15 protein-coding genes are annotated in these 12903 nt (G+C 50.4%); 9 read left to right on the plus strand and 6 right to left on the minus strand.

The genetic code is table 11. The features are described 5' to 3' along the window. The first annotated feature begins 178 nt into the window (after positions 1-178). Positions 179-1696: a hypothetical protein gene (locus tag AC6I8B_RS21440; protein ID WP_332837905.1), complete on the plus strand. Its 1518-nt coding sequence runs from the start codon at positions 179-181 to the stop codon at positions 1694-1696. Positions 1697-1892: 196 nt separating this feature from the next. Here the strand turns inward: AC6I8B_RS21440 and AC6I8B_RS21445 are convergent, their stop codons facing one another. Beyond that, positions 1893-2783 carry a LysR family transcriptional regulator gene (locus AC6I8B_RS21445; RefSeq protein WP_198346859.1) on the minus strand — a complete coding sequence of 297 codons (891 nt, stop codon included), beginning with the start codon at positions 2781-2783 and terminating at the stop codon, positions 1893-1895. A 129-nt stretch (positions 2784-2912) separates the two neighbouring features. Here AC6I8B_RS21445 and gstA point away from each other — a divergent pair, with 129 nt between their 5' ends. Continuing rightward, on the plus strand, positions 2913-3518 hold the full coding sequence (gene gstA / locus AC6I8B_RS21450; protein ID WP_157353329.1) for a glutathione transferase GstA: 606 nt from the start codon (positions 2913-2915) through the stop codon (positions 3516-3518). A gap of 168 nt (positions 3519-3686) precedes the next feature. Further along, the gene (locus AC6I8B_RS21455) at positions 3687-4430 is read left to right on the plus strand and encodes an alpha/beta hydrolase (protein WP_157353328.1); all 744 of its coding nucleotides are present in this window, start codon (positions 3687-3689) and stop codon (positions 4428-4430) included. Here AC6I8B_RS21455 and AC6I8B_RS21460 read toward each other — a convergent pair. Then, on the minus strand, positions 4427-4738 hold the full coding sequence (locus AC6I8B_RS21460) for a cupin domain-containing protein (RefSeq protein WP_010259799.1): 312 nt from the start codon (positions 4736-4738) through the stop codon (positions 4427-4429). The genes AC6I8B_RS21455 and AC6I8B_RS21460 overlap by 4 nt on opposite strands. A 310-nt stretch (positions 4739-5048) precedes the next feature. On the opposite strand from AC6I8B_RS21460, the gene AC6I8B_RS21465 reads away from it, so the two are divergent. From AC6I8B_RS21465 to AC6I8B_RS21475, 3 genes are all read left to right on the plus strand, one after another. Continuing rightward, positions 5049-5732, plus strand: coding sequence for a hypothetical protein (locus AC6I8B_RS21465; protein WP_157353327.1), 684 nt, complete (start codon positions 5049-5051; stop codon positions 5730-5732). Positions 5733-6060: 328 nt separating this feature from the next. Further along, positions 6061-6681 (plus strand): protein phosphatase CheZ, encoded by a 621-nt coding sequence (locus AC6I8B_RS21470; RefSeq protein ID WP_010259809.1) that lies wholly within the window; start codon positions 6061-6063, stop codon positions 6679-6681. Positions 6682-7002: 321 nt separating this feature from the next. After that, the gene (locus AC6I8B_RS21475) at positions 7003-7308 is read left to right on the plus strand and encodes a cupin domain-containing protein (protein WP_157353326.1); all 306 of its coding nucleotides are present in this window, start codon (positions 7003-7005) and stop codon (positions 7306-7308) included. A 103-nt stretch (positions 7309-7411) separates the two neighbouring features. On the opposite strand, the gene AC6I8B_RS21480 is transcribed toward AC6I8B_RS21475, so the two are convergent. Continuing rightward, positions 7412-7852, minus strand: a complete 441-nt coding sequence (locus AC6I8B_RS21480) for a GNAT family N-acetyltransferase (protein ID WP_029519728.1) — start codon at positions 7850-7852, stop codon at positions 7412-7414. A 208-nt stretch (positions 7853-8060) separates the two neighbouring features. After that, entirely contained in the window at positions 8061-9053 is a 993-nt protein-coding gene (locus AC6I8B_RS21485; RefSeq protein ID WP_198346858.1) for a threonine ammonia-lyase, read from the minus strand. Positions 9054-9104: 51 nt separating this feature from the next. On the opposite strand from AC6I8B_RS21485, the gene AC6I8B_RS21490 reads away from it, so the two are divergent. Then, positions 9105-9452 carry an ArsR/SmtB family transcription factor gene (locus tag AC6I8B_RS21490; protein WP_033768664.1) on the plus strand — a complete coding sequence of 116 codons (348 nt, stop codon included), beginning with the start codon at positions 9105-9107 and terminating at the stop codon, positions 9450-9452. A 410-nt stretch (positions 9453-9862) separates the two neighbouring features. Here the strand turns inward: AC6I8B_RS21490 and AC6I8B_RS21495 are convergent, their stop codons facing one another. Continuing rightward, positions 9863-10513: an SDR family NAD(P)-dependent oxidoreductase gene (locus AC6I8B_RS21495; protein WP_062759071.1), complete on the minus strand. Its 651-nt coding sequence runs from the start codon at positions 10511-10513 to the stop codon at positions 9863-9865. A 343-nt stretch (positions 10514-10856) separates the two neighbouring features. Between AC6I8B_RS21495 and AC6I8B_RS21500 the strand changes: the two genes are divergently transcribed. Beyond that, positions 10857-11066, plus strand: coding sequence for a DUF6434 domain-containing protein (locus AC6I8B_RS21500; protein ID WP_045139936.1), 210 nt, complete (start codon positions 10857-10859; stop codon positions 11064-11066). 144 nt (positions 11067-11210) lie between these two features. After that, positions 11211-12128, plus strand: a complete 918-nt coding sequence (locus tag AC6I8B_RS21505) for an arginase family protein (RefSeq protein ID WP_154210234.1) — start codon at positions 11211-11213, stop codon at positions 12126-12128. 140 nt (positions 12129-12268) lie between these two features. On the opposite strand, the gene AC6I8B_RS21510 is transcribed toward AC6I8B_RS21505, so the two are convergent. Then, positions 12269-12865 (minus strand): glutathione S-transferase family protein, encoded by a 597-nt coding sequence (locus AC6I8B_RS21510; RefSeq protein WP_497817757.1) that lies wholly within the window; start codon positions 12863-12865, stop codon positions 12269-12271. Positions 12866-12903: the final 38 nt, after the last annotated feature.

Genomic DNA, 12903 nt, shown 5'->3' on the forward strand with positions numbered 1-12903 from the left:
GACGCTGTCACCTGCCGCGAAAAAAATAAAAATGTTCACGCGCCAGCATTTCGTTAAAACGTTATGCCAGGCTAGTGTGCTGGATGGATCTGAGATCCGTGGCAAAGCGCACCCCTGAGCAGGATGCGCGCTATATCAGATTTTCTGACTGTAAAATTTTTGACTGAGAGGAGCGAGAGTGCAAGCAAAGGTCGGCGATATCTACAGCGTGTTTTCCCCGCAGTTGCAGCAGTACGTCGCCTGTCAGGTGACACACCTCCAGCAGCCTGCTAATGCCAGAGGTAAAGTCCTTGCAGCCATACTCCAGCTCGACTGGGCAGGTGATCATTTGCCTGACAGGGCGGAAGCCAGCCGTATGCAGCCTTTGCGCTGTAGCTACTATTTTGTCAAAGACAGCTTCGATCACGGTTATGTCTCCGCCAATGTCCCACCGGGACATGTATTAATTACCAACCTGCCGCCGCTGGCAGATCAGGAAGTAAACGCCTACAAGTTCGGCTGGGACGTGGGAGACAGTCTTGTTCGTCAGCGAAACTGGGAGAAGATCGACCCGGCCAGCCGTGCGCGGTTCAAGGCTGCTTCAGGCGCGCCCAACGTGGTTATCGGCGGCCAGACACTTCGCCAGGACACCACCCGTATCAATGACCACCTCCTGCAAACCCTGACCGATCTCTCTGAACTGGATCGCCTGCCCTGCCTGATGACCATCGAAACCCGCCATGGCACCCCGGAACTGATGGCCTATATACAGCAGCATGACTTCATTAATGAGCTGCACTGGCAATCCGCTGTCGTCAGCGAAATCGATGTCGGGGCGACCCGTCTGTCGCGTTTAATTCTGAACCCTGAAGGCGTCAGCTGCGTGCGTCTGAATCCTGATCTCTCCCTGCTGTCACTCACCGCAACGCCTTCTTCAGGCTTTCAGGTAGAGGCTGATCAGGAGGGACGCAATCTGTGCCTGCAATGTTCGCAGACTTTGCCTGTGCTGCAGGGTATTGACCGGCTCAGGGCATTGTCACTGACAGGCGTTAAAGAGATTGACCTGGCGCCAGTCGTTGAGCGCTTTACCTGCTTAACTGAGCTGCGCATCTGGGGAAATCCCGGCGTAGCCAGCAATATGCATCGTATTGCCGCACTGCCACAGTTGCAGATGCTCACCTTCTTCGACCTGTTTGGCTTCAGCGCGGCTGACTTTCCCTCACCAGAAGCGTTGCCCAATCTCTCATGCCTGTGGATGACCAGCGTCCCGCTTGACGTGGTCAGCTCTGTCAGAGCCGCTTATAAAAAGGCGACAACTCAGGGGTTGGATCTCTCGCTGAGTAAAGCACGCAAGCCGGAATGGCTGGCTGAGAATCTGCACAATCCGTTCCGGGACTGGGATGGACGCGAACATATTTCGGCCACTTATGCCAAAAAAGCGTCGCTGGCTTACAAAAACCTGCGGGCTGCCACGATCAACATCGATAGCAGCATGGATGTGGCGAGCCTGTTAACCGCCGCCGTAACCGCCTACACCGAAGCCTTTAATCTCATCGACCGGCGTTCAAAGGCGATTGAGACGGTCGAGCGTGAGGAGATCTACAGTGTGCTGTGCGATGTTCTGAACCCGCTGGAGCAGAAACTGGGCGAGCAAGGCGCCACGCTTGTGGATCAGCCGCGGTTGTATCAGCTGTTCGACCAGTTACGCGAATTCTGAGCCATCCCGATGATTCAGGCGTGTTCCGCCACGCCATAAAACCGTTATTCGCCCCGATCACCCTATGCGGCAAAGCGTTAAGACGCGAGTTGAGAAAGGATCGCGGTCGGGAGAGTCTGCCGATCTCTCTTTCCCGGCCAGCCATTCTGCTGTTTATGATCGGGTAACGGCGGATAAAGTCAGCTGTGCAGTGGGATTATCCGGAGATATTACCCTGCCCTTTACGCAGTCCGTTCAGGAGTGCCTGCGTCGCGCCAGAAGCTGTTCCGGAAGGCGAACAGACCAGCCCGAATTCACGGTGCAGAGGCGGGATGACCGGCATCACTGACAGGCCGCGCCGTTCCGCTGGCAGGGCTGATTCCGGCACCAGCGCGACACCCATGCCTTCACGTACCAGCATGCAGGCGCTGATCCAGTCGCGGACTTTTACGCGCACGTCAGAGAGGTGGAATCCTGACTGTTCCATCAGGCTTTTGCCATTAACGACGCATCCGCCTGTTGCAAGCACAAAGGGCTGGTCTGCCAGTTCCTGCAGGGTTATATCGTTCGCGCCTGACTGACCGATGTGCGGAGCGCTGGCTGGCATGACGGCGACCCATGCGTCCTGTCCCAGTATCACCTCAGCACGTCCGGGTGTGGGGTTCATTACCACCCCCAGTTCAACGGTGTCTGCTGCAAGCCACTCCTCAACTTCTTCATCCGTCCCTTCCAGCACCACCACCTCCATGCCCGGATGCAGACGCCTGAAGTTACGCAACAGCCCAGGCAGGAGTGTGGACGTCACAGAGGGAAAGCTGGCAAGCCGAATGCGTCCGCCTTTTAAACCCCGGCTCTCATCAGCCAGCACGCGGATCGCGCTGAGCTGCGACAGCATAATTCTGGCATTTTCAATGACCTGCTCTCCCAGCGCGGTAACACCGATGTGCCGACGCTCACGCACGAATACCGGGAACCCGAGTGACGACTCTAACTGGGCGATAGCCTGGCTGGCACCGGACTGTGTCATGCCTGTCGTTTCAGCAGCACGCGAAATATTGCTGGCATCGGCCACCGCCACCAGCAAGCGCCAGTGCAGAAGATTCATCATGGTTATCAGTAGCCCAGCTAATAGTTAATTATTGAAGCATTAATTTTACAGAATTCTCTGCGTTAAGCACAGTCTGTTACGTAACGACAAAGAGAATCTCACATCGCTTTCAATGTTAACGGAGAAGACATGAAACTTTACTACGCCCCGGATACCTGTTCGCTGTCACCCCATATCGTGCTGCGTGAACTCGCACTAGAGTTTGAGCTGGTAAAAGTGGATAACAGGAGCAAGCTCACCTCTGACGGACGCGACTTTCGCCTTATCAACCCCAAGGGCTATGTTGCTGCACTGGAACTGGACGACGGGCAGATACTGACTGAAGGGCCGGCGATTGTGCAGTATCTCGCCGACCTGAGGCCGGAAAACGGGCTGGCACCGCCAGCAGGCAGCTGGGCGCGTGTTCGACTGCAGGAGTGGCTGAACTTCATTACCAGTGAAATCCACGCGGGTTCCGCTCTGTTGTTTAACCAGGCACTGCCCGACGCTGTCCTGTCACTGTTTCGTGAAAAGCTCTTCCGGCGGTTCGACTTTCTGCAGGATACGCTCGCCGAAAAAGCGTTTTTGATGGGGCCATCATTCAGCATTGCTGACGCCTACCTTTTCACCGTACTGGGCTGGTGTAAGTTCTTCAGCATTGAACTGGATCGCTGGCCTGCGCTGGTGGCGTACAGAGCAAATATCAGTGCGCGCCCTGCTGTGCAGGCGGCATTACGTGCAGAGGCGACGCAGTAAGCGCGGACAGATTGGTGGCCTGATGCCAGAGTATGAATAACCGGTCCTTGATCTGATGCTGGCGCCTTGCGTAACGGTAGTCTGGCGCCAGAAGCGGACGGAAATTTATCGTTTCACCGGGAACAGGTTAGTATCTCCAGACTGACCTTTTAGCAGGGAGTCGGCTTTATGATTAACAACACCAGGGCGGAAATCTCTGTCATCAGGCATGCCGACAGGAATTTTGACGTCACGTTATTGAAGGTGAATGAGGCCAGCCACTGCATCCTTTTTGCAGCAGGTGCTGGCGGAAGTCCACTGCGTCATCTTGAGCTTCTGCAGACCTTTAGCCGCAATGGTATTTCAGTGGTAGCGCCCCATTTCGAACGGTTAACCACTTCCACGCCCTCAAAGGCTGACTTACTGGAACGCAGCCAAAGGCTTATCCTCGCCCGCGATGCGTTTTGTCAACATTATGCCTCGATTACCGGCATCGGACACTCACTCGGCACCGTGATTCTGTTGATGCACGCCGGGGCGACGGCCTGGACTCGCACCAGAGAGAAGGTGACATATGCAGGCAGACAGGATTTGAATCAACTGGTGCTGTTAGCGCCACCTGCGGATTTTTTCAGAGCACCCTCGGCCCTCGCCTCCGTGAAAGTACCTGTCAGGATCTGGACTGGCGAGAAAGACACCCTGACACCGCCATCGCAAGCGCTATTCATCAAAGAAGAATTAGATAATCGAACTGAGACAGAACTTTGCGTGGTTAAAGATGCCGGGCATTTTACCTTCATGAACATCCTGCCGCCGCACATCACTGACACCCACCCATCACGCGACGCCTTTCTTCTCAATCTGGGAGAAGAGATCGCCCGTTTTGTCACTGGCTTGTTGGCTCAGCCAGATAATGAATCACAACTTAATTAAACCGATCCCTCTTTTTCAATCACCAGCACGCGGGCGACGCCCTGTGGACGCGCAATATGCTCTGTCCCTTCACTGGCATAAAAAATATCACCAGCGTTGAGTACCCGGCTTTTAACTTCGCCCTGCTCTTTATATTGCATTTCAACGCATCCATCCATGACAGCAAAAACCTCCTGACCATCGTTGATGTGCCACTTATAAGGCTGATCGGTCCAGTGAAGTTTCACGCTGACATTATCGAAGCTGGCAATATGCTGTGAGTCCCAGGCCTTCGAACCGGTAAATTCCTTACTGCAATAAAAATTCATTTTAGCTCTCTCAACAGGAGTGATTTAACGCCATCGACATCATCAATATCAGAGAGAGTTGATCGATTCTATACGTCAGGCATCTGTTGTCCTGATCTGTCCTCTGGTTGTCCGTTTAGGGGCAGAGCGGGAAGGTCGCAATGCTTTTCAGGCAAACCCGGCACCGCACATGTCCGCTTTATGCCAGAGCAGGCGTTGAGCGTATGGTAATGTGTTCACGATTAGCCACAGGGATACTTCTGAACAGTTATGGGCTGAAATCGCATGGATGACGAATCGCCTCTGTTCATACCAGTGCAAAAGGTCTGTAATGAAATCGATAAATCTGGAAAGCTTGTATCGCTCTGCCAACGAGAACACCCTCTCCATCTGGTCGGAAAATGCAGGAATTGGGGCTGTTAAAGAGGGGAATTACTACGATCCTGTAAGGCTGGCTCTTGCAGCGGGCATTCAGCCGCCGGTGACCTTTGATGTCTCACGTCTTATTTGTGAATTACAGCAGCTCACAAAGGATGATCCCCTTGCCGATATTCTGCCCACACAGGGTTTCCATTTTACCTTCCTGCCCCTGACTCTGCCGCTCTATAACGAAAACGAGCCATTGCCCGAAAAAATCGATGAATTGACGAATATCTGGAGCGGATTTGATGCGATAAAAATTGTTATCAGAGATCTGCGGTTAGTTGCATTGCCCAGTCAGTTATTGCTTGCGGGGATCCCTGATAGTTCGGCAATAGCCATGCGCCACTCATTCTGCGAAAAAGTTCTGGATTCGCACTGGAAAAATGAGTTGCTGATGCGTCATACCGGCAGCCCATTACCGGCACCCTTCTGGCACAGCACGATTCTGCGCTACGGCGCTGATTTTTTACCTGCACCCGTGCGTGAGTTTATTTTTGAACGTCAGACCATTAATTTTGGGGATGTAGATGGAGAATTAAAACTGGCGAGGGTTAACTACAACTGGACAAAATGTTATTCGTTGGCGGATTAATTAAGACGAAGAAATTACATGATAAATAAGATACTGCCTGCCCTCGCGTAAACGTTTCAGAAGTGGGTAATACGCCCCTTTTTTCGCTCATAACAGTCATTAACCCGCACACATTCCGCTCTATACCTGACAACCCCCTCCGGCTGAAAAAACAGGGCCTGCGCGCAACACTTTCTGCCTATTAAAACCCTGATGTCGTTAGCTCTAGGGTGTCTCATTCACATCATGTCACTTTTTACACGAGTAAAAACCTCAGGAAATTTAAAAAACCGCCGCGAGCTGCCGATAACCTCAGGTATCGAAACTCTGTACGCAGGAAACAACATCCATGTCACCATCCGACACCCATAGTAAGCATCAGGAAATTGGCGAAATTACGGCGCGTGCTGGCTTCATCCTGCGGCAGCTTCGCGACAGTCTGCAACAGCTGGGGCTTGATAAAACCATCGCCGATGTGGCGGGAAGCATCCCAAACGCCCGTGAAAGGCTGGGTTATGTCGTCACAATGACCCGCGAAGCAGCAGAGGGCGTAATCAACAGCGTGGAAATCACGCAGCCTCTGCAAACCGATCTGGGAGAAAAAGCTGAGAAACTCTCGCAACGCTGGGATGCCACTTCCGGTACGCTGTCAGACAAAGAACAGACCCAGGCATTAGCGGCAGATACCGTTGCCTTGCTGAATGATGTCCCCCGCGTCACGGGTCTGACGCAACAGCAGTTACACGCGATTATGATGTCACAGGGCTTCCAGGACCTCACAGGACAGATTGTGCAGGCTATGATGGCCGTGCTGAATCAGGCTGAGCAGCAGCTGATACAGGTCATCCGCGATAATACCGGCTCACACAGCACCGCCGAGCGCACTGCGCCGTCTAAACCTTCCTCCGCACCAGAGACTCCTGCCAGTCAGGATGATGTGGACGACCTGCTGGCCAGTCTGGGAATGTAAGCCGACCCGAAGAAAATACGCGATTTAAAATGACGATTAATGATTAAAGGTCTGCGCAGGACAAACAGTTCGTCTGACAGCAAACACGCTATTGCGGCTAAATGTCCGCTTTGCGCTATTAGCTGACGCGATTTAACTATCGGCCCGTTGATAAACAAGGTTCTGACCAGGCCAGATTGCAGAACCTGGCATTTCAGAAATAAGAGCATAATGAGGAATGGTATAGTCTCTTATTCGATTTATTTCCCCATATTTAATATATGACGATAGGAAATATATATGGCATAAGAGCATTAAAAGAGCACTCAAAGGAGTGACGTTATGTCGCTTTATGACCTTAGAATTGAATCACATGCATTACCAGAGGCCTGGCACTCTCAGGTATTAGGCCACATTGGTACAGCGAATCTCAAAGTTTTACGAATGGATGAACGCTCTGTTATTGAAGAGGTACATGAGTATGATGAAGGGTTACTGATCATTGACGGTCGTCTTGAACTGAGCGTAAAAGGAAAACAAATCTCTGTAACTTCTGGCCAGCTTTACGTAGCCAAGGCTGGGATTCCTCATACTGTAAAAAAAGGCAGTTTTGGCACACTGCTTATCATAGATTTGCCAGAAACATGAGTAGCCTGACGAAAGTTTGTCCGATATTTGATCAGAAGATAATTTGCCTGATGCAGATGTCCGCCTTATGCCATAAGCGGACGTTTATGAAAATGACAGTAGATTACACGCTGCGATATTTCTCCAGTTTGATATCGGTATCGTTAATCTCTTTTTTATTGCCCCAGCCGAGCTGCATGTAAAATTTCGCCGCGCGACTATTTTTATCGGTTTCCAGCCAGGCAATCTCATGATGTTTGAATAATTCCTGCTCGGCGAGAAAAACCAGCCTGCGACCTATCCCCTGGCCTTCATATTCCGGGAGAACAAAGGCCGCAAAAAGACAGCCTTCATCCGGCAAAATCATTGAAAAGCCGACTATTTTTTCGTTTTCAGCCGCAACCCAGGCGCATAAATTCTTTTCAATCATATCCGCCACGACGCTTTCGGTGATCCCCAGCTGACGCATTTCTTCACGACTCAAATAATTCTCGAGCACTGAGGTTCTGACTTCGAAAATACTATCAACATCAGAAGCCCGGGCTGTTCTTATATTTATATTCATTAGTCTTACTCCTTGTATGACAAAAATATTTTTTGATGATGATGCCTGACATTCCCTTAAACGAACCATAGAATTTTAAGCGAAAAGGCTGTTAAACGGCAGGCCGTCAAAGGCGGCACTACCTCAAAGCCTGCGTAATGAATGAAGCCGTTATGATAAGAACGTTGTGCAATAAGAGCTCAGCCGACCTTAACTCCGCTCTGTTTCTTCATAGTGACGCCTCATTAACTAATTTGAGATAGCGGGAGCCCGATATGTTTCTACCGCTCACCACGCAGACAATTTTACGCCCGCTCAGTTCTTTTGCATAACGGATGGCTGCCGCAACTGCGGGTACGCCTGAAGGCTCTACAACATGGCTGTGCAGATTAAGCATTAACAGCATCGCTGCTTTAATTTCGACTTCTGAAACCAGAAGAACACGATCGACGCGATCGCGTATGAGTGGCCAGGTCATCGCTTCAGGCTCTATATAGCCACTTATGCCTTCGGCGATTGACGACGATATTTCCACTGGGATCGCCTCACCAGCTTCTTTCCAGCACGCAAACGTCGGGCTTGCTTCACTCTGCACTGCCCACACTTCGGCTGCAGGGTTTATGCCCTTGATGGCTGTTGCGATACCGGAGGCCAGCCCGCCGCCGCCAATGTTTACGAGAATAACGTCAGCGTCTGGCCAGTCTTCCATGATTTCCAGACCGACGGTGCCGCCTCCGGCAATCATCTGCTGATTATTGTAGGCTGAGACGAACGTTGCGCCGGACTGTTGCGCTGCGACAATGGCTTCCTGCCTTGCGTCTTCAATGTCGTCAAAAAACGTAACCTGCGCACCATAACTTTTCATTGCAGAAACCTTAATCGGGTCTGCTGAAAACGGTAAGAATATGGATACGGGTATGCCTGCCGCATGTCCCGCACAGGCAAGCCCTAAACCATGATTCCCTGCCGTCGGGGCGATGACGCCGGCACGTCGCTGGTCTGCATTAAGACTGGCAAGAACGTTTGCAGCACCTCTCAGCTTAAAGCTACCGGTATGCTGAAGATTTTCCATCTTAAGCCTGACCTCCGTCCCGACAAGAGCAGACAGCGGGTGCGAAAGCTCCAGTGGAGTTTTGCATACTGTTGATTTAATTCGCCCGGAAGCGGCATAAATATCTTTCAGCGTGACACTGTCTGTTAGCCTTTGTCTGTGGTTTGTCATAGTATGCCCCTAAATTTATATAAGAAAATGACTATATAGGTGATTGGCTATATGCACAACTCAAAGACATTAATGGCCGATATTTTTCGTGCCCTTGGTAATGAGCATCGGCTCGTGATTGTTGAATGGCTGTCCGACCCAGAGTCACATTTTCCGGTGCAGCAGGACGGCGATCTGGTTAAGGATGGTGTGTGTGTCGGATTTATCACCGAAAAAATTGGTCTGAGTCAGCCCACCGTGACAGGCCATCTGCAAATTCTTGCTAAGGCCGGAATTGTGACATCGAAACGTATCAAGAACTGGGTGTTCTATAAACTTGATAGACAACGGATGGATGAAGCTACGGCAATGTTGTCTGGATATGGGAAGCTGGCGCCTGGTTCACATGAACAGCCATAATTGGGCAGTATGTGTATTTACAGGGCAGTAAATCCAGTGTGTGTGTGTGTATCTCGCCCCTGGCGTGCCCGCCTTTCAGATAAATTTATTCGGTCATCGTTATCTGTTGTCATCTTCTGTAAAACTGCCGTTTAACTTCAGAAACTACCTCGGCTGATGACCAGCCTGTAGGTCTGGGTCCACTTTTCATTCAAAGCGGACCTTATGACCTAACTTTCTGTACGAGCCGTGCCTGAGGCGGCCATTAATTACATTCAGATGCGCTAAGAAACATTGAGCCGCTTATTTTCCTTCAGGATGATTCGGACATATTTGAGAACCGACTGCGCACGACACGCCAGGCATTCTGCCGCAACCCGTCAACCAGCCTGCCCCATCCAGGCAGGTGGAATGCTTTTATTAGGCGAGATTCACCAGGGTGCGCGCTCTCCATCCAAAAAGAATCCTGCGGTGATTGTCTGGGATACTTCAGCAGCGAGCCAGACGATCCCCCTGGCCGCCTGGGATACAGTTCGATAACCGGTATGTCCGTTAAAATCGGTGGCCGTATATCCCGGGTCAACTGCGTTTACGCTGATGCCATACTCAGACAGTGAATTGGCAAATGCCACCGTAACGCCATTTAATGCCGTTTTTGAACTGGTATAGCCCAGTGCCGCTACCTGAGAGTAGGGATGCGCTTTGTCAGATACCCATTCCAGCGATCCCAGCCCGCTGCTGACCATGATAATCCGGGGTTCCTCACCCAGTTTGAGCAGCGGCAGAAAAGCCTGCGTTACTCTGATGACGCCGAAAACGTTGGTGTTATACACCGTCATAATATCGCTGATGCTCTGCGACTCAGGCGCGATGGGCCAGGTTCCGGGAATACCCGCATTATTGATCAGCACATCTAGTTTTCCATCTTCTGACTTTATCTGCCCGACGGCCGCATCAACACTTTTCTGGTCTTTCACGTCAATGATAGCCAGCCGCACTTTAATGCCTTCCGACAGCAACCGGCTGTCGCCGTCTTTGAAAACTGGCTGCAGCCCTGCTTTACGACGGGTGAACTGCTGCATCTGCTTCCGGAGTGGTGGCCCGAATTTGAAGGTCCCTGGCTCTACTTTCCCAGCCGCTTTATTTCAGCACCTCTGCGCGCTTTTGTGGATTTCCTGAAAAAGGTCCAGTCAATGCCTGAACCGCTCGATTGACTGCAGTAGCAGGCCCGCCAGTCGATATTGAGCTCGGCTAACAAGCGCACCTCTGTTTTGACGGGTTGTGGCAGGTTAAAACGCACTGGAGGCATGGGGCCGCGTTTCAGACCGCTTTTTTCCCGGAGCAGACCTTGAGAAATTTCAGCTTCCCTGACTAAAGTGGAGTACTAATTTTTATTTAAAACCACTCATTACGGGAACTGGAAAAATGGAAACTGATTGGCATAGCTCCTCACTAACACGTTCGACCATCATTGATAAAAATTACAAAAACACACAAAACGTTCGCCGTTTTATGATCAAAGAGTGTGGAGAGAATTTCCGATTCAATCGTGAATTTATGATCTGGATAAGTAATGCTACCCCTAAGAATTTGGGTGATGTCGTAGATGAGTGGAAACGGCGATATAAACGTTAAAATATGGATGTCAGCCTCTCACTTATAGCGAACCTTGTGCGTTCTGGCACAGGTTAACACCTCGAATTTTATCTCGGCGACAAAGCTGTTTCGTAAGAAAGCTTAGTTTCTGTGGTACTCAACCCAGTTAAGATCAGGTTTTTTATGGAAAAAATAATTCTTGTCCCGTCTGGTCTTGGTCTCAACCCTCTTTATGAAGGGCACATACCGGGCACATTCCGTGCGCCAGCAGTTCTCATGCACCACGGACTCGATAAAATGTTTCCCTCTTGTAACTTTGTTACTGTTCCCTGCCCTGAATACAGTCCTGAATGTGAGCCAGGTACTGATATCCTGAACGGTCACAAGCTCAGACAACTTAATCTACGATTGGCTGATGAAGTAGAGGCGGCGCATCATCGCAACTTAAAGCCCGTTGTTATCGGAGGCGACTGCGCCATCCTGCCCGGAGCCTTGCTGGGCAGCAGGCGTCAGTTAGGGCAACTTGCACTTGTGCATATTGACGGCCACAGCGATTTCCGTCATCCCGGCAACTGGAAGCGAGAACCAGGAGCACGACCAGGCGCTGCGGCCGGAATGGATTTGGCACTCGTTACCGGTCGGGGAGAGCCATTACTGACTGCATGGCCCGGTATCGAAGGATCCCTGGTTCAGGATGACGCAGTGATTCAGTTGGGAGAGCGTGAGTCGCTCCTGGAAGATTATGAATGGCCTGACATTGTTGGCACTGATATCCGGCGTATAACTATTTTTGACGCGCTTAAGTTGCCTGATCATGATCTCATCAATGTGATATTCGAGCGGCTCAACCTTTTTCCTGAAATGCCCTACTGGATTCATCTTGATATGGATGTCCTGGACAGTTCTGAAATGTCTGCAGTTGATTGTCCCGGCAAGCCCGGTTTGTCTTCTGAAACACTTGTAAATCTCTGTCGCGAACTTTTCAGAAATATGCGCTGCTGTGGCATTACAATGACCATTTATGATCCTGATTTAGATCATGAAGGGACAGCAGCAAAGCTCATTTTGGACATGCTCAGAAGCATAACTAACAATACCTGACCCACTTACAATCAATGCGGTTACTACGTCCGCTTCTCGCTCATAGCGGACATTGCCTGATGCAGATGTCCGCTTTGTCCAAGAAGCGGACGTTGCGCTTTTTACTGCCGTGAATGCATCTCAATGATATTACAAACTCGTTAGATATTATTCATTTCCTGAGCTTTCACGAATGCTGGTCGGCTCATGGCTCTGGCTATGTAGCTGTCAGTTTCTTTGCCAATTTCTAATCCGCATAGTTTTGCCCACAGCAACGAATGAGAGAGGAAAATGTCGGCCAGAGTAAAATTGTCCCCGGCGATCCACGTATGGGATGGATTGAAGCGGATCCGGGAGATGACCTCGGTTGCTTCGTCTCTAAGGGAATTCATTAAGCCAGTGGATCGTTGGTTTTCTGGAATGAATACATTTTGTTTCAGTAAACTCCAGACCGGCGCTTCTAAGTCGGTGAGACTAAAGCTCAACCACGCATTAACGGAGGCTTTTTCTTCAGGATTTGCGGGGTAAAGAGTACCATTTTGATGTTTTTCACACAGGTAAATACATATTGCTAAGGTTTCACTGATTGATATTTTTCCGTCAACCAAAAATGGTACTTTTCCAAAAGGATGTGGTGATTTGACGTCAGAAGTTGGATCAAAAAGTTCTACTTTGCTGGTATCGTAAGTTGCCCCAATTTCTTCAAGCGCCCAAAGCACCCTAAGGGATCTGCTTTTTGGGTAGGTATAGATTTTCAACTCAAAACTCCTTTTTTATGAGCAGTCTTTATAGAATA

It is taken from the genome of Pantoea sp. X-Soil-ISGK-285, assembly GCF_059730815.1.